Annotated in this window: 18 protein-coding genes and 9 pseudogenes; 16 read left to right on the top strand and 11 right to left on the bottom strand. The window is 64.3% G+C overall.

Annotation, left to right across the window (positions count from 1 at the left end; all coding sequences use genetic code 11):
* Window positions 1-62: 62 nt before the first annotated feature.
* The 3 genes from PQI07_RS32020 to PQI07_RS32010 are packed head-to-tail and all read right to left on the bottom strand — an operon-like array spanning window position 63 to window position 4,269.
* On the bottom strand, window positions 63-2,543 hold the full coding sequence (locus PQI07_RS32020; protein WP_274928865.1) for a two-component system VirA-like sensor kinase: 2,481 nt from the start codon (window positions 2,541-2,543) through the stop codon (window positions 63-65).
* Window positions 2,544-2,545: 2 nt separating this feature from the next.
* On the bottom strand, window positions 2,546-3,556 hold the full coding sequence (locus PQI07_RS32015) for a cytochrome-c peroxidase (protein ID WP_274928864.1): 1,011 nt from the start codon (window positions 3,554-3,556) through the stop codon (window positions 2,546-2,548).
* A 2-nt stretch (window positions 3,557-3,558) separates the two neighbouring features.
* On the bottom strand, window positions 3,559-4,269 hold the full coding sequence (locus PQI07_RS32010; protein ID WP_446721005.1) for a response regulator: 711 nt from the start codon (window positions 4,267-4,269) through the stop codon (window positions 3,559-3,561).
* 903 nt (window positions 4,270-5,172) lie between these two features.
* Here PQI07_RS32010 and PQI07_RS32005 point away from each other — a divergent pair.
* Window positions 5,173-5,508, top strand: coding sequence for a chorismate mutase (locus PQI07_RS32005; RefSeq protein ID WP_274928862.1), 336 nt, complete (start codon window positions 5,173-5,175; stop codon window positions 5,506-5,508).
* Between the two features lie 137 nt (window positions 5,509-5,645).
* On the opposite strand, the gene PQI07_RS32000 is transcribed toward PQI07_RS32005, so the two are convergent.
* Window positions 5,646-6,191 (bottom strand): YkgB family protein, encoded by a 546-nt coding sequence (locus PQI07_RS32000; protein ID WP_274928861.1) that lies wholly within the window; start codon window positions 6,189-6,191, stop codon window positions 5,646-5,648.
* Window positions 6,192-6,396: 205 nt separating this feature from the next.
* Here PQI07_RS32000 and PQI07_RS31995 point away from each other — a divergent pair, with 205 nt between their 5' ends.
* Entirely contained in the window at window positions 6,397-7,317 is a 921-nt protein-coding gene (locus PQI07_RS31995; RefSeq protein ID WP_274928936.1) for an AraC family transcriptional regulator, read from the top strand.
* Window positions 7,318-7,329: 12 nt separating this feature from the next.
* Here the strand turns inward: PQI07_RS31995 and PQI07_RS31990 are convergent, their stop codons facing one another.
* A complete protein-coding gene (locus tag PQI07_RS31990; RefSeq protein WP_342462678.1) occupies window positions 7,330-8,694 on the bottom strand; it encodes an FAD-dependent oxidoreductase in 1,365 nt (454 codons plus the stop codon).
* Window positions 8,695-8,763: 69 nt separating this feature from the next.
* Here PQI07_RS31990 and PQI07_RS31985 point away from each other — a divergent pair.
* Window positions 8,764-9,518 (top strand): IS5 family transposase gene (locus tag PQI07_RS31985; RefSeq protein WP_274928860.1). Its coding sequence is split into 2 segments (ribosomal slippage): window positions 8,764-9,094 and window positions 9,094-9,518, totalling 756 coding nucleotides; the frame shifts between segments, so codons are not numbered across the junction.
* Window positions 9,519-10,293: 775 nt separating this feature from the next.
* Window positions 10,294-11,059: pseudogene (locus PQI07_RS31980) on the top strand (IS5 family transposase).
* Here PQI07_RS31980 and PQI07_RS31975 read toward each other — a convergent pair.
* Genes PQI07_RS31975 through PQI07_RS31965 form a run of 3 tightly spaced genes read right to left on the bottom strand, consistent with a single transcriptional unit; the run spans window position 11,056 to window position 13,096 of the window.
* Window positions 11,056-12,438 carry an IS701 family transposase gene (locus tag PQI07_RS31975; protein WP_274928859.1) on the bottom strand — a complete coding sequence of 461 codons (1,383 nt, stop codon included), beginning with the start codon at window positions 12,436-12,438 and terminating at the stop codon, window positions 11,056-11,058. The pseudogene PQI07_RS31980 and the gene PQI07_RS31975 overlap by 4 nt on opposite strands.
* 38 nt (window positions 12,439-12,476) lie before the next feature.
* Window positions 12,477-12,626, bottom strand: a complete 150-nt coding sequence (locus tag PQI07_RS31970; protein WP_274928858.1) for a hypothetical protein — start codon at window positions 12,624-12,626, stop codon at window positions 12,477-12,479.
* 32 nt (window positions 12,627-12,658) lie between these two features.
* Entirely contained in the window at window positions 12,659-13,096 is a 438-nt protein-coding gene (locus PQI07_RS31965; RefSeq protein WP_274928857.1) for a Ros/MucR family transcriptional regulator, read from the bottom strand.
* A 380-nt stretch (window positions 13,097-13,476) separates the two neighbouring features.
* On the opposite strand from PQI07_RS31965, the pseudogene PQI07_RS31960 reads away from it, so the two are divergent.
* Both PQI07_RS31960 and PQI07_RS31950 read left to right on the top strand, forming a co-directional pair.
* A pseudogene (locus tag PQI07_RS31960) lies at window positions 13,477-13,632 on the top strand (IS110 family transposase); the annotation flags it as partial.
* A 1,745-nt stretch (window positions 13,633-15,377) separates the two neighbouring features.
* A pseudogene (locus tag PQI07_RS31950) lies at window positions 15,378-15,755 on the top strand (helix-turn-helix domain-containing protein); the annotation flags it as partial.
* Window positions 15,756-15,854: 99 nt separating this feature from the next.
* On the opposite strand, the gene PQI07_RS31945 reads toward PQI07_RS31950, so the two are convergent.
* Together PQI07_RS31945 and PQI07_RS31940 are read right to left on the bottom strand one after the other, a co-directional pair.
* A complete protein-coding gene (locus tag PQI07_RS31945; protein ID WP_274928856.1) occupies window positions 15,855-16,832 on the bottom strand; it encodes an AraC family transcriptional regulator in 978 nt (325 codons plus the stop codon).
* 161 nt (window positions 16,833-16,993) lie between these two features.
* Window positions 16,994-17,329 carry a hypothetical protein gene (locus PQI07_RS31940; protein WP_274928855.1) on the bottom strand — a complete coding sequence of 112 codons (336 nt, stop codon included), beginning with the start codon at window positions 17,327-17,329 and terminating at the stop codon, window positions 16,994-16,996.
* A gap of 330 nt (window positions 17,330-17,659) precedes the next feature.
* On the opposite strand from PQI07_RS31940, the pseudogene PQI07_RS31935 reads away from it, so the two are divergent.
* The 6 genes and pseudogenes from PQI07_RS31935 to PQI07_RS38025 all read left to right on the top strand — a co-directional run.
* A pseudogene (locus PQI07_RS31935) lies at window positions 17,660-17,863 on the top strand (IS21 family transposase); the annotation flags it as partial.
* Window positions 17,860-18,579 (top strand): annotated as a pseudogene (istB, locus tag PQI07_RS31930) (IS21-like element helper ATPase IstB); the annotation flags it as partial. The pseudogenes PQI07_RS31935 and istB, both read left to right, overlap by 4 nt.
* 8 nt (window positions 18,580-18,587) lie before the next feature.
* Window positions 18,588-19,058, top strand: a pseudogene (locus PQI07_RS31925) (integrase core domain-containing protein); the annotation flags it as partial.
* A 77-nt stretch (window positions 19,059-19,135) separates the two neighbouring features.
* On the top strand, window positions 19,136-19,999 hold the full coding sequence (locus PQI07_RS31920; protein WP_274928853.1) for a hypothetical protein: 864 nt from the start codon (window positions 19,136-19,138) through the stop codon (window positions 19,997-19,999).
* Between the two features lie 4 nt (window positions 20,000-20,003).
* Window positions 20,004-20,156 (top strand): annotated as a pseudogene (locus PQI07_RS31915) (ATP-binding protein); the annotation flags it as partial.
* Window positions 20,157-20,338: 182 nt separating this feature from the next.
* Window positions 20,339-20,521, top strand: a complete 183-nt coding sequence (locus PQI07_RS38025; RefSeq protein WP_446721007.1) for a hypothetical protein — start codon at window positions 20,339-20,341, stop codon at window positions 20,519-20,521.
* Between the two features lie 46 nt (window positions 20,522-20,567).
* Here PQI07_RS38025 and PQI07_RS31905 read toward each other — a convergent pair.
* Window positions 20,568-20,891 (bottom strand): annotated as a pseudogene (locus tag PQI07_RS31905) (transposase family protein); the annotation flags it as partial.
* A gap of 265 nt (window positions 20,892-21,156) precedes the next feature.
* Here PQI07_RS31905 and PQI07_RS31900 point away from each other — a divergent pair.
* From PQI07_RS31900 to PQI07_RS31885, 4 genes and pseudogenes are all read left to right on the top strand, one after another.
* A complete protein-coding gene (locus PQI07_RS31900; RefSeq protein WP_274928852.1) occupies window positions 21,157-21,483 on the top strand; it encodes a hypothetical protein in 327 nt (108 codons plus the stop codon).
* Window positions 21,484-21,702: 219 nt separating this feature from the next.
* Complete coding sequence (locus PQI07_RS31895) at window positions 21,703-23,349, top strand: sensor histidine kinase (RefSeq protein ID WP_274928851.1); 1,647 nt, start codon at window positions 21,703-21,705, stop codon at window positions 23,347-23,349.
* A 101-nt stretch (window positions 23,350-23,450) separates the two neighbouring features.
* A pseudogene (locus tag PQI07_RS31890) lies at window positions 23,451-23,590 on the top strand (DDE-type integrase/transposase/recombinase); the annotation flags it as partial.
* A gap of 462 nt (window positions 23,591-24,052) precedes the next feature.
* Window positions 24,053-24,475 (top strand): hypothetical protein, encoded by a 423-nt coding sequence (locus tag PQI07_RS31885; protein ID WP_274928850.1) that lies wholly within the window; start codon window positions 24,053-24,055, stop codon window positions 24,473-24,475.
* Window positions 24,476-24,628 lie beyond the last annotated feature (153 nt).

Below are 24,628 nucleotides of genomic sequence, written 5' to 3'. Positions count from 1 at the left end.
AGAGCTGGGTGGGTCATGCCCCGATCCGCGTACTGACGCCGATCCGCGCTACTTGCCAGCCGTCATGCCGCCCCTTCCACCAAATTTGGCGATGAACCAGTTTGCTGGGGCAGCTTTTGGAGATGGCGCTGAAGCGTGAGTGCGAGAGCGTTCGAACGCCACGGCCGGCGAGCGATATCGACGATGGGGATGCCGGACAGGTCCTCTGGATCCGTCGGTTCGGAGGCTGGCAACGACAGCACGATGGGCCAATTCGAAATCAGGGCCGCCCGTCGCGCGAAGGCGAATCCCGAGAGGCCGGACAGCTGACTCTCGACTATCAACAGGTCGAACCGTCTTGGTTCCGATCGCAGGATCGCCATTGCCGCCTCAGGGTCAGCCAATCCGACGGGTTCATAACCGAGTGCGGCCAAGGTTTCCTCGTCTTCACGGACCGCGTCACGCGAGCGCCCGATGATCAACACGGTGCTGCCGGCTGTCGCGCCCATTCGCGTTGCCGGGATCACCGGCAACCAAACCTCGAATACGCTGCCTGCCCCAAGGACACTACGCACATCAAAGACACCGTTCTGCTCTTGGACGAACTCAAAGGCAGTGGCGAGCCCAAGTCCAGTTCCACCTGGGCGCGTGGTGAAGAACGGTTCGAAGATCCGCGCGATAGTGTCTTGATCCATGCCGCGTCCGGCGTCAGTGACGCGGATCCGGGCGTGGTCGCCGGGGCGCAGCACGCCGTGAGAGAGGGTGTGGGGCTGCGTTAGAGAGAATCTGTCGAGCCGCACGTCGATCGCATCTTGAGAGCTCGACGCCTGAATGGCGTTGCGAATCAGGTTATGCACCAATTGCTGCAGCTGTACCGGCTCACCACCGACGATCGCTCCATCTGTTGCGCCCGCGAGCCTGATTACGGCTGGATGGGCTGCCGAGCTGCGGATCAGGGAGACGGTCTCGGTCACGATCGCGTCGACCACGCTGCAGCGCTGCGTCGAGCTTCCGCGTTTTCCAAAATCGAGGATCTGTTCAGTGATCTCACAAGCCCGGCCGCCGGCCCAAACCAGTTGGTCGATCTGCCTGGCCGCCAGCTGCGGGTCGGACGGCAGGGCGTCTGCGGCGATCTCGGCATGGCCGAGCATGACGTTAAGCACGTTGTTGATGTTGTGCGCCACGCCGCTGGCGAAGATCCCGATCGCTTCGAGCCGTTGCGCGCGCCGAAGCGTCGCCTCGGTCTGGCGGCGCTCGATCCAGACATGCTGACGCTCCAGGGCGGCCCCGAAGCTGTCGGCGACAATCCGCAGCAGGCCGCGGGAATGCCGCAGCCACATCGGCAGATCGGAGGTGCTACGCTCGAAGCACAGCAGGCCGACAATGTGCTCCCCGCGACGAAGCCGTGCGCAGGCCCATGAGGTGACGCCGCGTTCCGCGAGGGAACGGAGCAGGTCCGGCGGCCCGATCCTGCCCGATGTTTCGACGATGACGAGATCGTCCGGCGCGGCGACGATGTTCGGGATCAGAGCGCGGTGTGCGGCGGGCCAGCCGCGAGGGGAGGACAGGCCGGAGCGATTCCAGAGGTACGCAGAGCCGGTACCATCGAGCATGAGCACATAGCCATGGTCTGTTCCCAGGCCCTCGCCTACCTTAGCGAGGATCTCGCTGATACGCGCGGAGATCTCCCCAGGTTGGCTCGCCAGGAAACGATTTGCGGCCTGAGCCACTACGCTCTGGAACGCGATGGTCTGGCGCAAAGCGGCGGTACCTGCACGCATCAGCAGACACACTCGGACCACCAAGATTAGTAACGCCAGAGCGACTGCGTAGAGTGCGAGGCGGAAGCCGTCCGCACGGTCCTGCCGCCGTTTCCGAAGCGCGCTGTGAGCGTCCAGCAGGTTCTGCAGCGCCCTCGCAATTGAAAAGGTCGGCAAGGCGCGGGTTACGGCCTCCACCTGTGGAAGAAGATCGAGGAGCTGGCGCCCGTGGAGGATTATAGCGTTGATGTCCGCCGCTCGGTCCGGCGTGGGCGAATTCTCGGTCAGGGCGTCCAACGCTGCGTGAAACTCCTCGAGACGCTTCCGGCTCGCATCGTGTCCGAGTTCCGCCATCTGAACCTGCAGAGCAGCCACCGAACGTGCAAGCCAGGGGGCGGTGTCCGGATCAGAGAGGCGGTCACTGAGGGAATTAAAGTAAGCAATCGAATTCTGCACGAGGGCGTTGCCGGTCTTGAAGCGCTCGACCATCTGCGCCTCCCGGCTGACCGCCTCGGCGAGAACGCGCACTTCGCGATCGTCCAGCCCGCTCGCCGCCCGTATCACGGCGAGCGCCGCCTGCATCTCCCGGAGATGGGTGACGATCGGATCGTAGTTGCGCAGGAGCCCCATCCGCGCTCGGAGAACGTCGTGCTGCAGGCGCGACTCGGCCAGCGCGAGGGCATCCACGGTCCGCCGCGTCTTGGAGTAGGCGGTCCCCATCGCGCCATTGCCGTTGATCAGCAGCCACGTGAGCAGCCCGGCCAGGAGCACCCCGAGCACAAGGGCCTGCAGGGTGAGTCTCATGGCTACGGCGTGTCGCCTGGCTGCGCGGTACCAGACGCTCTCGACGCGGTCAGAGGTCGCCCCTCGAAGGAGCCGGTGAGCGTCCCGAGGAACGCCACGATCGACGCGGTCTGCGACGCCGTCAGCTCCCGGCCGAGCTGCGCCCGGGCCATGAGCCGCACCGCCTCGGGGAGCGTGGCGACGCCGCCATCGTCGAAGTACGGCGCCGTGACCGCGACGTTGCGCAGGCTCGGCACCCGCAGCACCTCGGCGGACCTGTTGGGGATCGTGACGAAGATCCCGACCTTCTCGAACAGGTTGCCGCCGACATTGGCGCCCTGGTGGCAGGCCGCGCAGCCGATCCCCCGGAACAGGGCGTAGCCCGCCCGCTCCGCCTGGGTGATGGCGTGGACGTCGCCGCGCAGCCAGCGGTCGAAGCGGCTGTCCGGGGTGAGCAGGCTGCGCTCGAAGCTGTTGATCGCGTCGATCACCGCCTCCCGGTCGGCCGCGTGGCCGTAGGCGGCCTGGAAGAGCGCGGCGAGCACCGGGTCGCCGTGGACCGTGTCGAGGATCCGGGGCCAGGAGCCGCCCAGGAATTCCGGCCGCGTCAGGGCGAGTTCGGCCTGATCGTGCAGGGTCGGGATGTCGCCGGCCCAGCCCAGGCGGAAGCTCAGCGCCGCGTTGAAGGCCGTGGGCGTGTTGCGCGGCACCGGCGTGCCATCGGTGGTGAGGTTCCGGGCGACCGCGCTCGCCCCGTTGCTGCGGATGTCGTGACAGCTGATGCAGGCCCGGTCGCCCCGGCGCGACAGCCGGGTGTCGGAAAACAGCATCCGGCCCAGGGCGACCCGGTCGGGATCCGCCCCGAGGCTGCTCGGGACGGGCGTGATGACGTCCAGCGCGTCGGCTGCCTCGACAGGCAGCGTGTCACCGATTAACCTATCACCGGCGGCCGGCGAGAGGATGGGCGCCGCGCTTACGACAACTGCCGTAGCAAGTACCGCGACCGGCTGGCGTCCCCACCATCCCAGGGCCATTGCTACAGCTTCTCGACAGCAGCCGCGAGGACGTAGCCAACGCCCCACTCAGTGACGATCAGACGCGGCGCGCTCGGATCCACCTCCAATTTTCGGCGCAAGCGGAGGATTTGCACGTCGATGCTGCGGTCGAACACGTCTTCGTGGACACGCGTGGCTTGGAGGAGTTGCTCGCGGCTCAATGGCCGCTGAGGCGCGTCGAGGAAGGCCACCAGCAACGTGTACTCGCCCTTGCTGAGCGCGACATCGGTGCCGGCGGGATTGGTCAGGCGGCGGTGGCGTCGGTCGAGCACCCAGCCGGCGAAACGGCTACGATAGGAGACCTGGGTCCGCGCCTGAGCCGGACTGAGCTCAGCCCGGCGCAGGATGACCCGCACCCGCGCGAGCAACTCGCGCAGGCCGTAGGGTTTAACGATATAGTCGTCGGCGCCGAGTTCGAGACCAATCACCCGGTCGACCTCGTTCCGTCGGTGGCCGGTGGTGATGATCACCGGCAGATCGCTCCGGGCACGTAGGTCGCGCAGCAGGTCGAGGCCGTTCTCAGAGCCGAGTCGCAGGTCGAGCACGACGAGGTCGAACGCACCTTCCGCGAGGCGCCTCTCCGCCTCCGCCCGGTTGATCGCCGGTGTGACGTCGATGTCGTGGTTGGCGAAATGCTCCAAGACGATGCGCTGGATGCCTACGTCGTCCTCAACTAAAAGGATGCGCGTCATGCCAGGACGCAAGCTTCGACTCTCATCCTGATCCTGCCCGAGCTCAATCAAGGCTAACTCCGCTTCGTGCTACCAGGCCGCAACCATGGAACACAGTCTCTGCGCTGGTGCTGCCGTGGGGCAACGCGCGCCACTTCGCAAATCGCATTGCCAAAGATCTACACAAGTGTTTCTAGGATAACAGCCCTTTCCAATCCTGCCTGACACACAATTTCCGAACAGTTCCACTCTACGTCGCGCGCTACATGGCACACACTGACAGAAAATCAAACTTATATTCATGTTACTCCCGTGACAGAAAATATGCGTTTCGACATCATATTCTAACACGGCCGATTTGAGATAGGTAATTGCTAGTATTACGATGTTATTCAGGAAAGCCAAGCACGTTAGAGATGCGTAGACAATTGATGCGCAGTTGATCGGGAGCGTTTTAGATCTATTTTGCCGATTCCGCGGCCTTTTGCCTACAGTATCCTTCACTCCAACTTGGTTGCGCAATTCGTGCCGAGGTTCTGGATGCATTCCGTTGGAGGAATAGTTTTCGGGCTACCTAAGGATCCGCTTCGTGAGAAGGGGTGGAGCAACTACGTGCGTTGGAACTAGCATATAGCCCCAGATGATCTGGCTGTGCGGCATCGAAGCTGTCGGTTTTTCCGAGCAACCGTCGAGCTTTGAAGCAATCTCGTTTACCGGCATGACATGAGTTCAATCACCCCGCATCTCCAGTTCTACATGATTTGAGAAAATGCAATGTCAGGTCCTCAGAGCTTGTCCAGTTCGATCGCGGCCATCGAGCCGTCAATCCCCTCCGCTTGAATGCTTGCACTTGCAAATAGCCAGAACGGCCGGCCAGAACGAGCGAGCGGCTCGGCGCGGCCGCTTACGTGATGGTATCAGGAAGTGGGCATGCTCTCCGCTCAAGCTGTAGATCCCGAACTCGCATACCTGCGGGACAGCATCGACAATTTCGATGCGGCGCTGATCCATCTTCTCGCCGAGCGGTTCCGCTGCACGCAGCGGGTCGGCGAACTCAAGGCCCGAAAGGGGATCCCCCCTTCCGATCAGAACCGGGAGGCCCGTCAGGTCGCCCGGCTCCGCCAACTCGCGCTTCAGGCCAAGCTCGACCCCGACTTCGCCGAAAAGATTCTGGCCGTCATTATCCATGAGGTCATTCGGCATCACCGGAAGATCGCCGTCGCTCAGGCGACGTCGGATAGTGACCGGGAGGCATTATGAGGTTACGACCTCAGGAGCTCGAATTGCCGGTCCGGTGCAAACCCACAAGTAAACCAGAAGCTCGATTCAGAGTAGACGCCATTTACAGCGACCCTGAACTCATCAATCTTGCCCCAAGGACGCAGGCAAGTCACCTGTTAGGCGGCGTGTTGGCGAAAACTGAGGTTTCCATGCTGCCCGCTGGCGTCGCGAACAGCAATCACGCGGGCCAAGTCTTGCCTCAACAGGTAAAAAGAAACGACCAGCAAAACGAGATCCTTCAGGAGGAAAGCGGCATTCATCGCCATGGCCGGGAATCCGCCGGCACCCGCATCCCAAGCATCGGGCACGAAGGGCAAGATCGTTAGAGTCGAAATGAAGGTGGCCATGGAACCGAGGGCGCCTAACACGCCCAGTTTCTTGTTCCAGAAGCCCAATAGCAGGAGCGTGCCGAAGGTCCATTCGGAAGCACCAAGGAAAATGGCGGTACCGCGAATACCCAAGAGCGGGATAGTCCAAAAGGTGAAGGGGCCGTGGGTAATCAATGGAAGAAGCCCTCTAATCTCGGCTTCAAACCATTTATCGTACCCGAACCAAGCGAAAATGACGACCATCGCTGCGCGAAGCAGATGGTAGTCGACATCTTTCCTGAAAAGACCGAAGCGGTCCATGGAAGAGGCGAGAAGAGAGATGAGAGTGTTCATGGCTGCAATCCTTGACCAGTTTTGTGCGAGCTGCGCGCATGCCGCACAGTCGACAGAAAGCGAGGTGTCTCGACGAGGAACCGGCTGCTGCCCGGTCGGGCGCCAAACACAAGATGGATTTACAGGCTACTCCCGAGCTGATTAACGTCCCAAGGATCCAAAAAAACGCTCCGTCGTCTCAAACAAGCATGCTCATAGCGGACGCCTGGACATCTACTGCACCTATGGCGCGCCCTGGCGCATCGACCAGGCCCGTGCGGCGGTCGGCGAGATGGCCTTTCACGCCCTCGTCGCCGGATCGGCCGTGCTTGAGGATCCGACGGGTGGCCCGCCGCTGCGCCTCTCGGCCGGGGACATCTTGCTGCTCCCGAGGCGGGAGGACCACGTCCTCCACGATGGCAGCGGGGCGCCCGCAGCGCCGGCGCATACGCGGACGGGCTCCAACCTGCTGATCAGCGAGAACGCGGGCGCGGGCGAGCGGCTCGACATGCTCTGCGGGCACTTCGTGCTCGCGCGCCCCCAGGAACGCCTGCTGCGGGACTACTTGCCGCCGCGGCTCGTGGTGCGAACGGCCGAAACGACCGCGTCGGCGACCTCTTCCGGAACCCGGGACGTACTGACCGGCCTCGTGTCGCTCATGCGCCATGAAGCGGTGTCCGACGGCCTGGGCGGCCGGGCCATGCTGGACGCGCTGTCCACGGCGCTGTTCACGCTGACGCTGCGTCTGGCCAGCGAGGCCCGGGAGACGCCCGCCGGCTTGCTCGCCCTGGCCGGTCACGCCCGCCTGGCTCCGGCCCTGTCGGCGTTGTTCAACGAGCCGGGCCGCCCGTGGACGCTGCCCAAGCTGGCGCGCCTCTGCAACATGTCCAGGGCGACCCTGGCGCGGCAGTTCCAAGAGAGGTTGGGTCAGTCCGCCAGCGAGCTCTTGACGGACATCCGCATGGCCCTGGCGGCGAGCGAGCTGCGCAAGCCGTCCGTGAACACGGGCGCGGTCGCGGAAACGGTCGGGTACCAGTCCGAAGCCGCCTTCCAGCGCGCCTTCAGGCAGCGCATGGGCGTCACCCCGGCGCAGTGGCGCCGGGGCACGCAATCCGCGGAGCTGGCCGCCCCATCGCTTCCATCGTGAAGAGCGGCGTCGCTACTTGGATTGCGGCGGCACGCCCGCGAAGAGCGGACCGAGCCCCTCCGCCATGGTCGGGTGCGCCAGAACAGCGTCCCGCAAACGCTGGTAGGGCAGTCCCGCCAGCATCGCCGTCTGCACCACCGCCACAACCTCACCCGCCTCGGAGCCGATCATGGTGAAGCCCAGGATGCGGTCGTCATCCCCGACCAGGGCCTTCATGAAGCCCTGCGTCTCGCCGGTGGTCTGCGTCCTCAGCACGGCGCTCATCGGCAGCCGCGCCACCCGGACGGGGACGCCCTGGCGCTGCGCATCGCGCTCGTTCAGCCCGACGCGGGCGAGCGGCGGCTCGGTGAACATGTTGGCCGGGACCAGGCGGTCCTGGGTGCTGCGCTGGCCACCGGCGAGATTGTCCCGGATGATCCGGAAGTCGTCGACGGAGACGTGGGTGAACTGCGGGCTCCCCGCCGCCTCGCCGAGCGCCCATACTCCGGGCGCGCTGGTCTCCAGGCGCTCATTCACGCGGATGAAGCCTCGGTCGGTCAACGCGACGCCGGCCTCCTCCAGCCCGATCCCTTGCGTATTAGGCGTACGCCCGGCGGCGACGAGGATGTGGCTCCCCTCGATGGTTCGCTCGCCGGCGCTTGTGCGCACGACGAGGCTGACCGCCTGCCCGGAGCGGCCCGTGACGCTCAGGGTTTCGGCGCCCGTGATGACCTCGATGTCCTCGGCGGCGAGGATCTGCTGCATCTCGGCGGCGACATCGGCGTCCTCGTTGCTCAGGAGTTGAGGACCGGTCTGAAGGATGGTCACACGGCTGCCAAAGCGGCCGAGCGCCTGCGCCATCTCCAAGCCGACATAGCCGCCCCCCAGCACGATCAAGTGCGCGGGTACGGCATCAAGCTCCAGGGTCTCGATGTGGGTGAGCGGAGCGGCCTCCGAGAGCCCGGGTATGTCGGGGATGGTCGCGTGCGTTCCCAAATTGAGGAACACTTGATCGCCCGTCAGCACGCGCGTGCCGCCGTCGTTGAGCCGCACCTCCAGCGTCTTCGGCGCGACGAAGCGCCCGCTGCCCATGATCAAGGCGACGCCGGCGTCGCCATAGGCCTTGAGGTGGAACGCGACCTCACCCTCGACCATCGCGCGCTTGCGTTGGCGGACCGCTTCCATATCGGTCGTGACCGGACCGGTGATGGTCCCGAACCGCGCGGCGTGGCGCACGAGGTGGGCGACCTTGGCGCTCCAGATCTCGTTCTTGCTGGGCAGACAGGCGATGTTGGGACACGAGCCCCCGACCCAGCGGCGCTCGACCACTGCGACCCGCTGACCGGCGCGCCCCAGATGCCAAGCCAGCAGCTTGCCGCCCTGGCCGCTGCCGAGGATTAGCGTCCGGACCCATAACGGTGGCGCGGACGGCTCGGGTGTGATTCACAGCTCCCATGGGAGGGGCCGATGGATCAGTTCTGGCTGACGGACGAGCAGTTTGCGAAGATCGCACCGCATTTGCCGAACGACACGCGCGGCAAGGAACGCGTGGACGACCGGCGGGTGATCAGCGGTATCGTCCACGTGCTGAAGTCCGGCGGCCGCTGGGCGGACGCACCGCGCGAGGTCTACGGGCCGAAGAAGACGCTCTACAACCGCTTCGTGCGCTGGGCGGCCAAGGGCGTCTGGGTCGCGCTGTTCGAGACGCTCGCGCAGGCTGGCGGCCCGCCGTCCCAGGTTCTGATCGATTCCACCGCCGTGAAAGCGCACCGCTGCGCGGCGGGAGGAAAAGGGGGGAGCAAAACCAAGCGATCGGCCGCTCGCGGGGCGGTCGCACGACCAAGATCCATGCGCTCACGGACCGCTTCTGTCGCCCGCTCGCCTTCCTCCTGACCGGCGGGCAGGTCGCCGATTGCAAGGCCGGCGCGCTGCTGCTCGAACGCCTGCCCGCCTGCCGCATCGTGCTGGCCGACAAGGGCTACGACAGCGACGCCATCCGCCGGCAGATCGAGACCACGGGGGCCGCACCCAACATCCCGCCCAAGGTCAATCGCCTCTGGAAACCGTGCTTCTCGCCCGTGCTCTATCGCGGACGCAACGCCATCGAGCGCATGTTCGGCCGCCTCAAGGACTTCCGGCGTATCGCCACACGCTACGACCGCCTGGCAACCAACTACCTCGCCGCTGTCTGTCTCGCCGCCACCCTCAGCTACTGGTTATGAGTCCGGACGCTAGCACATCGCAGTGTTCCGGCCGGGATACGGCACGGGCCTCGGTATCCCCCGCATGCCCGTGCCGTGTAGGTGTTTCGTATGACGGGTCGGTCACGCTCATGGTTGTGGCTCCGGAAATAAGCGTACGCAAAGATCTGCCTCGGCAGAGGCGGGCGAAAACGCGGTTCGCGATCCGGCGGGCACTCTCCGGCCGCGGTCGCGCTAACATTCGCCGGATCAGCGGCGACTGCAAATCGTGGCGCTGATGAGCTGATCCAAGCGAGGACTTTGAGCAGCGAGCCCGGGAGTTGTGCCGGGCGGCTTGGTCTGGCCGACCGCGCTCACGCGCCGAACGTCGAACGTGGTGTGGAGCTGCGGCAGCCGGACAGCCTTCGTGGCAGAGGAGGCCTCCGGCATGAAATGTTCTGCCACGGCAGGAGTCGCCGCCCTACCGACGAGGACGAGAGTGGCGACGGCAAGGGACACGAGCTCAGCGTCATGCCTCAAGCAATAGCCTGATCGGAAAAGATCGCGTGGGCCATATGACGCCCCTTCCTAAATCACGAACGTAGGTTGCACATTAGGTGAAGCAATTGCTCCACCGAATGCTCCATCGTCGTTAAATTGTGCTCCATCGTCTCACATCGCATTCACTTTGCATAGCGGCGTTGCCTGAAGAGCTATGAGGGAGATTAAGAGCGCCTAACAGAACTGGCACGGATCGGGCGGGCGGGCGTTGGTCGTGATAGCTCGACCGCTTTTGCCCGATGATCTCTGAACCGAGATTGCGCCGCTACTGCCGCCGCCCCGCCCACGTCCAAAAGATGGCCGACGGCTGATCGAGAACCGAGCTGCGTTGACCGGCATTCTGTTCGTGCTGCGCTCAGGCGTTCCGTGTGAGATGCTGCCAGCGGAGATGGGCTGCGGCTGCGGGATGAGTTGCTGGCGGCGCCTGCGCGACTGGCAGGCGGCCGGGTGTGTGCCCGCCTGCATCAGGTGCTCTTGGAGCGCCTACACGGGGCGGGTGAGTTCGACTGGAGCCGAGCGCGCCTGGACAGCGCCGCTGTCCCGGCCAAAAAAGGGGCTCTGCCACCGGCCCGAACCCGACGGACCGGGGCAAGGCGGGCACGAAGCGCCACCTCGTCACCGAGGCGCGCGGTACACCGCTCGGCTTCCGCCTGAGTGGGGCCAACCGGCACGACAGCGTGATGATGGCACCCACCCTCGATGCCATCCCACCCGTGCGCAACGGTCGGCGAGGCCGGCCGCGACACCGCCCGGACAAACTGCACGCTGACAAAGCCTAGGACGCTCAGCCGCGCCGACACGAGTGCCGGGCGCGTGGGATTGTCCCGCGCATCGCACGCCGCGGCATCGAGAGCAGCGAGAGGCTGGGCCGGCACCGGTGGGTGGTGGAGCGCACGCACGCTTGGTTCAACCGCTTCCGTCGGCTGCCCGTGCGCTATGAGCGACGTGCAGACATCTACGAAGCCTTCACCAGCCTCGCTGCCAGCCTCATCACCCTCAACCAGATCAAACGGTTCTGTTAGGCGCTCTTAGCTCGACTTTGGCCGTTCACGCGGCGTGGCAGAGCGCATAAGCCAAAGGCGCTGGCAAAGGGAAGCGGGGTTTTGTTCGGGCGCGTCGGCGCGGTGATGTTGCCAAAGTCCGTTCGCGCCGGATCGCACAGCGCACGGCGGCCAGTGCATCGGCGAAGGTCGGGCGCGGTTTGGGGTACCACGCGGCCGCCGCGACGCGTCGCCGTTGGCGAGCCGAGAGGCGTACGGCCAGCAGTGTGACGATCGAGAACAGGGCGAGCAGGCAGGGCGTGGTGCGGGCGATGGCCTTGTCCGACCACTGCCGCTCTCGTCTCCATCCCGAGGTGAGCGCGCGCTTCCTGGAAGGTGACCTCGATGGTCCAGCGCCGCACGAACCACCCTACGATCTGCGTGGGCTCGCGCGTCGGATCAGTGCAGAGCGGAGCCTGAGGCGGGAAGCGCGCCTCGGGATCGCGGATGAGGATCCAACGGATCGGTACGACGGGCAAGCCACCGTGCCGCCACACCGCGGTGTCCGTGGCGATCTCGATCGTGCGCTCGCCCGCCCCGTACCAGCCGGGCACCACGACCGCGTGCCAGCGCGTGTCCTTGGCCGCGAGGATCGCGGCGAGCGTCGGCAGTCGAGCGCCCTTCGTCCGCGGGCGTCCGATCGTGCCCGGCGGCCGTGGCGGGGCCGGCTCGTAGAGAGCAGCATCCAGCCGAAGGCGGGTGATCGCCGTGATGCGGGCGCGGCGCATTGCGTCGAGGAACAGCAAGGCCGAGAAGCCGCTGTCGCCCACCACCACGAGGTCGCGCCTCGGCAGCCAGCGCCGCGCCTGGAGGGCGAGTTGACGCCCGACGTCGAGCAACGGCTTGTGCCGACGGCCGCGTTCGCGACAGGCGCGCTCGGACGGCACCAGCGCGGTCAGAAACGGCAGCGCCCAGACGCGCCCCGCCCAGGGGATCGGGGCGAGCACCATCAGGCTCATCCAGCGCAGCCCGCTCGCCTTGACGAAGTGGCTGTCGGAGGAGCGAACCGGATCACGGTAGATACCCTTGGCGGCGATCCGCTTGCCGTGGCGGCGCTCGATCGTGTCGTCCAGTCCCAGGACCACGGGGCCGCGTTGCGCGAACGCATCGACGAGGAGCCCGAGCAGGATACGGCTGCCGGAGCGAGGGCACCACGCTGCCCTGTTGAGGATGCAGTGGACGTTCACGAACCGCCGCTCCTGCGCGCGGCCCCTGATGCGCAGGATGCTTGTGACGGTGCGCTGCCCCGGCGTGAGGATCGCGCCGACCAGCAGGTTCTGAGCGTGTTGCCACGAGTGGTGGACGAACAGCGGTGCGAACGCCAGGATGATCCCGGCGAAGCGGGTGGGCAGGGAGAGCATGGTGGTGTCTCTTGGCGGGGACGCCATCAGCCTATCCGTCACGCCCGCTTCGTCACCTCCGTCCACTCGGCGCGCCGCAAATGGCCAAAGTCGAGCTTAGTCGTGGTGCCGGCGCAATTGCGTGTGCTGGTGATCCGCCGCCCGCGCGACGCCTGCCCCGCCTGCAGGGACGCGGTCAGGACCTTCATGACGAAGGTTGATCAGCCTGCATCGAAGTGCCCTAACCGCTCTTAGCCGCAGAAACCGTCCGTCCTAGGCCGTTAGCTTTCGCGAAGGCCGAGCGCTTCTTAGCATAGCTCGCCGCTACCATAGGATAATCGCCCGGCAGGCCATAGCGCTGCCGGTAGCCGCTCGGATTAAGACCATGGCTTTTCAAATGGCGCTTGAGCGTCTTGTAGTTCTTTCCATTGATGAAACTTGTCAATCCATCGTCCTGAATCGATCTATGGATCTCTGTTGGGTTCGGCAATTGCGAATTAGGAATCTTTTTTGGCATCAAATAGCGGCAGCTATGAATATCCGAGAATGCTAAAGATACTATCTTTATGAGGGCCGGCATTTCTGAAGGTGAAATATAGTTTCTTGCTACATATGCCACAACAATTTTTACGACATTGCTCCGGACGGTTTCCGATCGATTGGTAGGTAGATCCTGCATATCCATCATCTCCTTGAAAGCTTTAATATCAGAACAACTTATCCTAGCCTTTTCTGGAAATTAATACATCACATCATCTCTTCAAGTTTGCAGAACGTCTCGAAATTAGTACGTTGGTTAAAAATCGATCCACATTGTGGTTGATGGATCACCAGATCTATCAACCGATTCAATTATTGTAGATCGCTGTTAAAGAGGACCCGGGTCATGATTGTCGGACCTGAGCCGTTATAGCCGCCGCGCACCGAGACCACATCACTTCTTACAACGCAGACACCAACCTCGCTGCCTTCTGCCAGCGATGTTGAGGTGGACGGCCCCCGAACGGCATCGCTGTGCCAAGCTGAGGTCGTTGCAGACCTCATGCGAGGAGACCGTCCGTGGACCAGATTAGCCGCATTGGTATGGATACATCCAAGCACATCTTCCAGCTGCACGGCGCGAACGCAGCCGAAGAGCCCATTTTGCGCCGAAAACTCCAGCGCAAGGACATGATCGCGTTCTTCGAGCGGCTCACAATGGTTGATCTTAAAGCTTTATGGAAGCCAGTCACCCCATCGTTCGTCATACCGTCCGGCCACAGACCTTTATTACCTTATAGATCCGCGGGCTCTACCGTCCGCAAGGATTCTTAAAGCCTGCCCGGCCGAGACGCCGAACCGCACGCCTCTCCAGAATCGCCTCTACGTCTCAATCGCGGGATCTGGCGGGCAACACAGCAACTACGGATCTGCGCCTGCAGCGCATCCCAGCGAGCCTCAGGGGTGGTCATCTTACGTCTCGGACTCGTAGCCCATGGTGCTAGCGTCGGCCTGCCCGCACTTGCGTGCTCCCGGTGCCCTGTGTCCCGGATGGGCTGACCATAGCGCCGATCCGAAGATCGGCGAGACGTTAGGGCACCGAGGGCCATTATACCGGATAATGGCTAAGTCGAGCAGATGACCTGCACAATCAAGGACGCCATGGTCAAACGCTACCACTACGCGACGCGCGAACAGCTCCAGGCGGGTCTGAAGATGTTTATGACGCTTACAACCACACCAGCTCAAGATTCCGCGTGGCCTCACATCCCATGAGCGTGTCTTTCAGGTCTGGACGTAAGAGCCCACACGCTTCAGGTTCGCTTCATCACCCCACATGCCGGGACCATACACCTATCGCCTGGGCGGTTCGGGGAAAGCCAGCACTTCGTCCGTGTAGTTCTCCACGACCTCGCTGAAGGGTACCCCATCAGCCCGTGTGAGGATGGCGCGATGTTCAATGAGGCGGGAAGGCGGGGTGAGAAGGGGGGAGCCCGAAGGCAGGCTTGCGCTCGTGTCCTCCCATCCCTCGGGAAGAGGGGACCATAGAAGTCTCGCGGAAAGTGTTCGACGGCGGAAGTGCAGATCTTGGACAGCTCGCCCAAATGATATGTCAGTAGTATCGAGCTGATGATTCATCTCGACTGTCAGTCGCGCAGGAACATACCAGTTATCCGCTTCAGAAAGCACGTGATTTCCGCAACGAAGGCGCACATGCCGGTAGCGGATTATTTCGGATGAACTGACATCAAGATTTCTCCGTTCTTCGTCGCTTGGGCGTTTGTCGTCCCCTACCAGTTCGGCGACAATCTTTGCGGGATAAGCGAGCTGGTGAGCGCCACACCAACGATCTAGTGTTAGCGTCGCACTGTCATGGCTTAAGAGTTCCGCGTTAAGCGATTGCAGCAGAGCAAGTGCTTCAAGTCGAGCAACGAAGTCACCGCGCCATGCCCTCTCTGCTGCCAAAGCGGGTTGCCACGGTCGTGCGATCAAGATCATGGCGAATAAAAAAGTACAACGCAAGAATTGCAGCGCACTTTTCACCCCTCTGTGTGGATGCTCATAGCTTGCACATCCCCGCTCCCGTGGCAGCTGGTGGTGTCGATGGTGAGGTACATCGTGCGGCTCAGCTTGCAGAAATCCTACCTTTAGGGCTTGGTCAGCGGCCGCGATCACGGCGTTTTCTAACAGTGCGATTTGACGTGCGGGTATGTTCATTCGTGAGGCCTCGTTGTTGTGCCCAGAGGGACTTTAGGCAAATTTGCTACAAAATGATTTCGAAGGCCGCGCTGTGAGGCTTCGTTCCTAAGATACCGCCAAATTGTTGGAGGCTGCTCTGGTGCAGCCGAATTGATTGCGGTTTCAGGGCTTAGAAGGTACGTTGCGCGGCGACCACAGCATCACTGCAAGTGCTGCTGTGTCCTGGTGCAATGACGCGAACGGAGAATTCATTGTTGCGGTGAGGCGTGCGAGTCTGGGCGATGACTCAGACGGTGTGCTTGGTCCTCAATACGACCGACGCAGCGCGGCTGGCTGCGTTCATCGGCGACCGCTCTCGCCCGCATCGAGCATATCCGACGCGCTCGCATCGTGTTGCACTCAGCCGAGCGTCTAAGCGTTCAGGACGTCCCCACCGGACGGGCGTCAGCCGACCTGCCCGTGTGGCGCTGGCGGCGGCGCTACAGTGAGGTGGGCGTCGAGGACCTGCTGCGCGACAAGTCGCGTCCGCCTGGCACGCCGCCCCGCTCCACCGAAACAGTCGCCGAGGTGCTGCACTGACCTGCTCGGAGCCACCGGGCGAGGTCACACACTGCAGCGGCCGTGCCGTGGTCCGAGCTGTCGGGATCTCGTGGCGTACAAACGCTACATCGCCGAGGACAACCGAAGTGCCGGACCCTTTGTCTGGACCAAACCCGCCATCGGCATCCTCGCCGGCGCTGGTAGATCCCTTAATGCGTTCATGACGGAAGCGGCCGGATGGGCTGTGTACTGACTGACGCAGCTCGACGCCACTGCGCCGGCGTCATGCCCATACGCTGCTTGAAGGCGCGCTGGAAAGCGGCTTCCGATTGGTAGCCGACTATTCCCGCGACTGTGCCGGTGGCAGACGACGGCTGTCGTAGCTCTCCGACGGCCATAGTCATGCGGATGTCTGCCAACAACTCGCTGGCGGACCGGCCCAGCGACTTCTGAAACCGGCGTGCCGCCGTCGCTCGCGACATGTTGCAGAGGCGGGCCAGCACCGGCAGTGTCCACGGACGTTCCGGTTCGTGCAACAGGGCCGACAAGGCGGGCGCCAGGCGCGCGTTACTCACCAAGGCGAGCAGACCGACCGGAGCCTCCCTGCCCTCGCTGGCTAGACGCAGCGTCAAGGCGAACAGGGCGGTGGAGAGCGCGTCCAGCATGGCCCGGCCGCCCAAGGCGTCGGTGATCGACTCATCGCGCATGAGCAACACGAGGCTCGCCAGCACCTCCCGGGTTCCAGGCGAGCCCCCCCCCGCTGAAGCAGCCGATTGCACTACGAGGCGTGATGGCAGGTAATCCCGTAGCAGGCGGTCCTGCGGGCGCCCGAGCACGAAGCGACCGCACAGCATGACGAGCCGCTCCCCCCGGCCCGCATTCTCGCTAATGCGAAGGTTGTGCCCAGCTCGCGTCTGCGCTGGCACGGGGGGTATACTACCGCCATCGTGCAGGACATGCGCTTCGCCGTGTGGGAGTAGCAGGATGTCGCCAGCCGAGAGGCGCAGCGGAGAGTCCCCCGTCGGCTCCTCCAGCACCGCCGAGCCAGCAACGATGACGTGGTAGGCCATCTCGCCCACCTCTGAACGCGGTTGATCGATGCGCCAGGGCGCGCCGTAGGTGCAGTGCGTGTCCAACTGGCCGCGCACGGGAATGATCGCGAGCAGACGACTGAGCCAATCCAGGGATGGTGCCACGGTAGTTCCTCCACGGCGGAGTGTGCGGGGTTGACTGCGCCAGTCCGAGGCCGAACGAGGTGTCCGCCGCCGGTAAGCGGGCAGCGGCTCACGTGCCGTGACTGCGGATGGCGTGTGCTGGTCGCCAGGACCGCTCGTCGAGGCGCCGGGGCTGCCGGGCACTACCAGCGGGCGCCGATGAACGGGGCGTTGGTGATCGGATCGGGCAAGGCGCCACCGTTGAAGCGGTCGTTGCGGCCCCAGACCGGGGTGAGCTGGTTGGAGGCCGCGATGAGCTGCGGGTTGGTCGCGGGGTTGCCCAGCCCCGCCACGCTGCTCCCGCGCTCGACGACGTTGCCGGCGTCCAGCCAGCTGCGGGGGCGAACGTGGATGCTCAGCGCGGCTGCGGTGCGATCATACCCGCCCGGTGCGGGGCGCGCCTGAGCGGTGCCGGCCGCGGCCAAGCCGAGACTGGCGACGCTCAGAGCGAGGATCACGCTGCCCTTGAGCTTGTTCAAGAACGGAGCGGACGAGCGACACGCGGTGCTTTCGGCAGCGGTGTCTGAGATGGCCGAAGATTTTTGGTGTGCCTGCACAGAGGACATGACCGCTTACTCGGGAAGAGGTGGCGTCGCGAGGACTTCCTCTTCTACGTACGGGCGGCAAGCGAGATTATCACTCCGATGAACGCTCGACGTTATGCCGGATCATCTCATCGAGCAGGCGGAGCTAGCCAGGAACGGGCAGACTTGACGCCCCCTCATCGCTTTGGTCCGGCGTGAGTGCGAGTTTTCCGGTTTTGTGAGACCCTGACGGGAGGAGCGGAGCCGTGAAGAAGAGCAGGTACACTCGCCCATGACCGGGGCTGCGAGGCCGAACTCGCCGAGTGCCTGGCGGTCGAACTCGCCGCCAAGCGCCTGCCCGATCTCGTCGCCCTGCGCGCCCGCTTCGCCCCCGATCCGGCGGCCATTCCCCACGTCACCGTCGCCCTCGGCTCGCTGGCGAGCTACGAGAGCCTCCTCGACGGCATCACGCCGGGAGAGGTGGCATGAAGGCCCCGGCCCGCACTACCACCGCGGTCGACACCGCCCGGCTCGGCATCATGCTCGGCGAGTTGCGCCTGCCGACCATCAAGACCGTCTGGCCCCGCTTTGCCGAACAGGCCGACAAGGAGGGCTGGCCCGCCGCCCGCTTCCTCGCGGCCATCGCCGAGCACGAGTTGGCCGAGCGCGACAGACGGCGCATCGAGCGTCATCTCGCCGAGGCACGCCTGCCGCCGGGCAAGACGCTTGACGGCTTCGACTTCGCCGCCGTGCCGATGCTCTCGAAGGCCCAGGTCATGGCGGTCGCCGCCGGCGATGCGTGGCTCGCGCAGGGGGCCAATCTGCTCCTGTTCGGCCCACCCGGCGGCGGAAAGAGCCACCTCGCCGCCGCGATCGGGCTCGCCCTCGTCGAGGCCAGCTTCAAGGTGCTGTTCACCCGCACCATCGACCTCGTCCAGAAGCTGCAGGTCGCCCGGCGCGAGCTCGGCCTGGAGGCGGCCATCACTCGGCTCGACCGCTTCGATCTGCTGATCCTCGACGACCTCGCCTACGTCACCAAGGACCAAGTCGAGACGAGCGTTTTGTTCGAGCTGATCAGCGCTCGCTACGAGCGCCGTTCCCTGATGAACACCGCCAACCAGCCCTTCGGCGAATGGGGCCGGATCTTCCCCGAACCCAACATCGCAGAGTGCCGTCTTCGTCGACGGTCTGATCTCTCACATCATCGTCACTGACCCACGACGGCCGGAGCCTGCGCATCCTGACGCTGATCGATGAGCACAGCCGGGCGTGGCTCGCCTTGAAGGTGACGCGGCGCATCAACAGCCTGGGTGTGATCGAGGCCCTGGCAGAGGCGATGTGCCTGCACGGCATCCCGGAGCACATCCGCTGCGACACCGGTCCCGACATGATCTCAAAGGCGCTGCGCAAGTGGGTCGCCAAAGCCGGCTCGCAGATCCAGTACATCGCACCCGGCTCGCCGTGGAAGAACGGGTACTGTGAGAGTTTCAACGGCAAGCTGCGCGACGAGTGCCTGAGGCAGGAGATCTTCTACTCACTCAAGGAGGCACAGATCGTGATAGGTTTCTGGCAGAACACGTACAACCGCGTCCGCCCGCATTCGTCGCTGGGCTACCGACCGCCCGCGCCTGTCAGCTTCCCGGATCTGGCCTTCCGGCTACCCATGGGCGCGACTATGCAGTAGCCTCGCAACTGGCCCGGTCCAAAATACCGGTCAGGTCACCCGACCGGATCGCCATCGCCGTCGCCGCGCTCGCGCAGATGGAGGCGCAGGCGCAGCAACTAGAGCGGCAGTGGACGCTGCGGCGCGAGCGCGCCCGCTACGAGGCCGAGCGGGCGCGGCGCCAGTACGATGCAGTCGAACCCGAGAACCGCCTCGTGGCGCGTTCGCTGGAGCAGGTGTGGGAAGAGAAGCTGCGCGCCCTGGAAGCGGTCGAGCAGGATCACACCCGCTGGCAGCGTGCCGAGCCGCTAGTGCTGAGCGATGTTGATCTCCTTGCGCTGCGGCGTTTGGGCGAGGATCTACCGCGGATCTGGAATGCAGCGGCGACCGCGCCGGCCGAGCGCAAGCGCCTGCTGCGCTTCGTCGTGCGCGCGGTCGTCCTCGACCAGAAGCGCGTGCGGGGTCAAGTCTGGATCAAGATCGTCTGGCAGACCGGGGCGACGAGCGAGCATCGCCTTCAGCGGCGCGTCCACGCCTACCACGACTACATCGACAGCGGTCGCCTGCGCGATCGGATCACGGCGCTCAACGGCGCGGGCCTGACGGACGAGGCGATCGCGGCACGGTTGAATACCGAGGGCTTGGTTTCGGCACGGGGCCGCGCGTTCGCGGGCGGCAACGTCTGGCTGCTGCGTCGGCGCTTCGGTATCCTGACGGCCAAGATCAACGGCGTGAGCCCGAATCCGGCGCGCTGGCCAGATGGGAGTTACTCGATTCAGGGTGCGGCGGCAGCGCTGGGGGTGACGGCACAGACCGTGTTCAAGTGGCTGAGGCGGGGCCGGCTCGTAGGTCGGCAATCGAGCAAAGGGCAACCTTGTCAGATCGTGCTGACGCCGAACACGGTCGAGGAACTACGGGCACGCGCGCGACGCACCAGACGATCCAGGATGGCGGCATCATGACAGCTTCAGGGATCCGGCGATGACGCTCGCCGCCGTCGACCGGCTGGTGCACCATGCCACCATCTTCGAGATGAACGTCGAGAGCTATCGGCGCCGCACCGCCCTCGACCGAAAGCGCGGTCCCGGCCGACCGCCGACCCCGCATTGCCTCGCCTGAAAGGCTCCCGGATGTCGGGTCGTTGCCTCATCTGATTTGCTCCCCGTGCGGGTTCGGCGGCGGGGGTGGCGATGAGGCGGGTGAGTATGGCGACGCGCGATGAATTGCTTGCCGCCGTGGCGGTTCGCTATCGAGGCTGCGGACGGTCAGAGAAGTCCCGTATTCTGGACGAATTTGCGTCCGTGACGGGCCATCACCGCAAGCACGCGATACGGCTGCTCCGGTCCGGTTCCGTGAACCAGGCCCCGGCCTCCCGACCGGGGCGGCGGGTCTACGACGCGGCGGTGCGCGAGATCGCCTCCCGGCTCGTGTTCGGCATCCCGAGCCAGACGCCAGCGGTCTCGATCTCGGGAACATATGCGTGAGGCAACTGGCCCGACCTTCGGGAGCATTCCTCAATGAGGCAATACGTACAGCCATGCCGATATCGGTCTGCGCCTCGGCCAAGCGAAGGCTGCGCTGCGCCCTCGCACGGGCGAGGCCGGGAACAGGCTCGACGAAGATGCGGCTCGGACAATGGCTGCAGCGGAAGCGGCGCACCTTCAGCCGCCACGTGACCCAGCGGTCCTGCCAGGGCAGGTCCTTCAGGGTTCGCCAGTACGAGCTATGCACCCGGGCCGACCACCGCACACAACGCGGGAAGGCTGCGCGGGCTGCGGTAGTCCTGGCCGTGATCGTCAGCGCATCGGCGTCCAGCGTAAACCTGTAGACCTGTAGACCTGTAGACCTGCACACCTTCTGGACCCGTGGGCAATGACGGGTTCGAGATCCGCATCGCGCTCTCCCTCGGCCACCCCGAGGATCAACGCTCCACAAAGCACTCAGCACCGAACCTGCGGAAGAACCCCATTCCAACGCCGTTTGACACTAAAGCGGATTGCCTGAGCCAGGGGCTGCATTGAGACGCATGAGCATGCCTTCAAGCGGATGCGGCATTCGTCATCTTATTAACATCGCCTACCGTGACCTCACATTCACTACTCCGACGCAGGAGGCTCACATGTCCCCCGTGGCCCCTTCTCCCACCCGCAACCGCCGCACCATGGCCGCCAAGCTGTTGCCGGCCGCTTTTGCCGGCTTGGCCTTCAGCATGGTGCTCGCCTCCGCCGCACAGGCGCGATCCTCATCCGAAGTGCCGGCGGCCGCACAACTGGTGCACCTGCCGATGCTGCACGTGGGAACCGGCTTCCGCCGGGTCACCGCGGTCGGCCAGACCAAGACCCCAGGTGCGGCTCTGGACGAGCGGGCCGGTTCCACCGCGGCCCTCGATGCCAAGAGCCGCCAGCTCGACTGGCTGATCAACAACGCCATCTGCACAGGATGCTGACCGAGCAGACTTACCTCAATCGGCGTCCCTACTCTGTGACTCGAATTTGTTACACGGGCGCAGAGTACCCGACTTCCTTTCTGAACCCTGAACACCCCTGGACAGTATCCACAATTGTGCGAACTATGGGGTGGTCGCCCGATGCTAGAGTGTATGATGCAGGGCATAGAACTAGCTAGGCGCTATAGCGCTCGACACCCGGTCTCGTTCCCTGCTGCGATGTCACGCGACCACAAGTACCCGCGACCAGACACATCGCAGCCGGCGCGACTGGCCGAGCTTGAGGCCTTCAGTATTCTCGACACGGCCCCCGAGGAGAGCTTTGACGATGCAGTGCAAGTGGCCCGGCTGGTTTGCCAAGCCCCAGTAGCACTGATGAGCCTTGTCGCCGACAACCGGCAATGGTTCAAGGCGCGGATCGGCTTCCCCTTTACTCGGACCGACATAAGCAGCTCGATCTGCGCCTACATGTTGGACGAGCCAGACCTGCTCATCATCCCGGATCTAGCTGCCGATCCCCGCACACGCGACAACCCCTTGGTGACGGGCGAGCCGTTCATTCGCTTCTACGCCGGAGCGCCGCTGCGTACCGCGAGCGGACATACTCTGGGTAGCTTGTGTGTCGTCGACCACCAACCTCGGCCGGAGCTTTTGAACGAGAGTCAGCAGGACTCCCTGCGGCGGCTGGCCCGGCAAGTTATGACCTTGCTGCGAGACCGCCGCCAAGTGGCCGAGATGCAGAGCACGGCGTTACTGGACCGCGCCGCGGCCACTCGCCGTTCAGCGCTGATCGAGTTGAGTGATTGCTTGCGCGATGCCACGTCAATTTTAGAGATAACCACAAGGGCTGCAGAGATCGTTGGTCGAACACTTAATGGTAGCCGCGCAGGCTACGGCGAGCTGGATGCTGCCTGCGAGCACGTCACGGTCCTACAGGACAGCACCGCGCCCGGAGAGATCAGCATCGTCGGCCGTCATCGCTTGGCTGATTATGGCGCCGTTGAGTACGATGTCGGAAGGGACACTCCTGTCGTTGTCAATGACGTGGAGACCGACGTCCGGACTGTCGCGAAAGCGTCGGCGTTCGGCGCCCTCAATGTCCAAGCCAGACTCAGCGTGCCAGTCCAGGAGCGTGGCCGCACCGTGGGTATCATCTTCGTTCATAGCCCGGCCGCACGAGCATGGGCTCCGGAAGAGATCGCCTTCACCCGCAACGTGGTGAACCGGTTGCAGGTAGGCATCGCTCGGCTACGTGGCGAGGAGCAGCAGGCGATCCTCAATCGCGAGCTGTCCCACCGAATGAAGAACACGCTTGCGGTGGTGCAGGCGATCGCCACCCAAACGCTGCGCAATGCGGCAGACCTCGCTTCCGCTCGTGATGCGTTGGCAGTCCGTCTGATTGCGTTGAGCACGGCTCATGATCTGCTTCTGACCGGGGAACGTGAAAGCGCCAGCCTTGAGGCGGTGATCAGGGGAGCTCTGTCGGTCCATGACGCGCGAATGAACCGCTTACGCGTGAATGGCCCGAACATTCACGTCGGCTCCAGTGCGGCCCTGACGCTGGCGTTGATCGTGCATGAACTGGCCACCAACGCAGGCAAGTACGGAGCGTTGTCAGTTGGCACCGGCTCTGTACGGGTGCAGTGGGAACTCGACACCGGCACGCTGGAGCCGATCGTGCGCCTGCGCTGGATCGAGCGCGGCGGGCCCCCCGTGAGGCCGCCTACCCGTTTCGGTTTCGGCAGACGGCTGATCGAGCGTGGGTTGGGCGGGGCGAGCAATGACGAGGTTCGCTTGAGGTATGAGCCGGAGGGGGTAGTCTATGAACTGGCTGCACCGCTGAGGATCATCGAAGCAGACGAGTGATCAGCTGAGGCGCCCCCTCAAGCTCGAGCGTGAATTGCAGAATAACCTGCAAATGCCTGATTAAGTTGCCTGTTCTAGAGTTGCAGTCTTTGCCGTGACAGCTGCCCCGGGCAGCAACCCACTACGCCACTAAGCACCTACAGCAAAGGATCGAGAGCGGCCACTTCTGAGAGAAGCGGGCGATGCCGCGGGTGGGGGCTTCCGCTCCTTCCACACTGCCCGGCGCACGATCTGCGGCTTCAGCCACACCAAGCCGCTGCTCGCTCTCACGTACAGCGGGCGGGACAAGCGCTCCTGTTCGCCCCGGATGACTTGACGCTCTGCACGGAAGCTTTGCTCGATGCCTTTCACATCGCTTCGGAGATTGCGTAGCCAGCGCAGCATAGGACCTCGCCGCTCGCACCTGCCGAACATGTGTCGTTCGAAGGTCCGATTGGGCCATGGTGATGCTCAATCCGACGCCCACGTGGCCTTGAGCTGGAGCTGACCTGACCGATCAATGGGAGTGCGGCCGTAGATCGGGGCCTTGCTGGCCAGCGCCCGCTACTACGCTGAGCCCTGCCGGCACCTGTCCGAGCTGCCCCACGGCTATATGAGATGATCACGCATAACGTCGAGCGTTTGCCGGAGTGTCAATCTCGCACGCCGCCTGTACATAGAAAAACAAGTCCTCACGACGCCATCTCTTTCCCAATATGCAGTCATGTTCGCTGCTCAGGCCAACCAAACATCTTCGTCCATCTCCGGCATTTTCGCCGAAAGCGCCGGTGGTCGCTCGATCATACCGCTCCTGCGCGAGTTCAAGGCTGGCGCGATCCTCGCTCTGAGCGTCGCCAGTCTCGGCTTGGCAGCGACCGATGATGTTCAGGCGCGCCTCGCACCGGGCGGGGATGATCGCACCGCAGCCGCGCTGAGCATCCACGTTCGCCCCCGCAGCTGGCTGGACGCCGGCAACATCGTCGAGCGCGGGAGCAGCGTGGCGGGGCTGGGCAACCCCGTGATGGACCCGCAACTCATCGCGGCCTCCAACCAGCTCACCCCGGTCTGGGGCCGCAACGACCGCTTCGACGCCGGCACCTTGCCCGATCCGATCACCAACGGCCCGTTAATCAGCGTTCGCTGGTAGCGCCTGCAAGCTGCGGCGCAGGCCAGCCTGAGAACCGGGCGCCACCAGCCCCGCGCCACCTCGATGGGCCATCCTGACTGGGCGGCGGAGGCTACCGCGATCATGGCCCGAGAGCCTCTGCAGGCCGCCCGAGCCCTATTCCCCTGCCCGGCT

This window comes from Methylobacterium sp. 092160098-2, assembly GCF_028920805.1.
Lineage (GTDB): Bacteria > Pseudomonadota > Alphaproteobacteria > Rhizobiales > Beijerinckiaceae > Methylobacterium > Methylobacterium fujisawaense.
The sequence above is the reverse complement of the archived record's forward strand: the minus strand, read 5'-3'. Positions and strand labels throughout refer to the sequence as shown.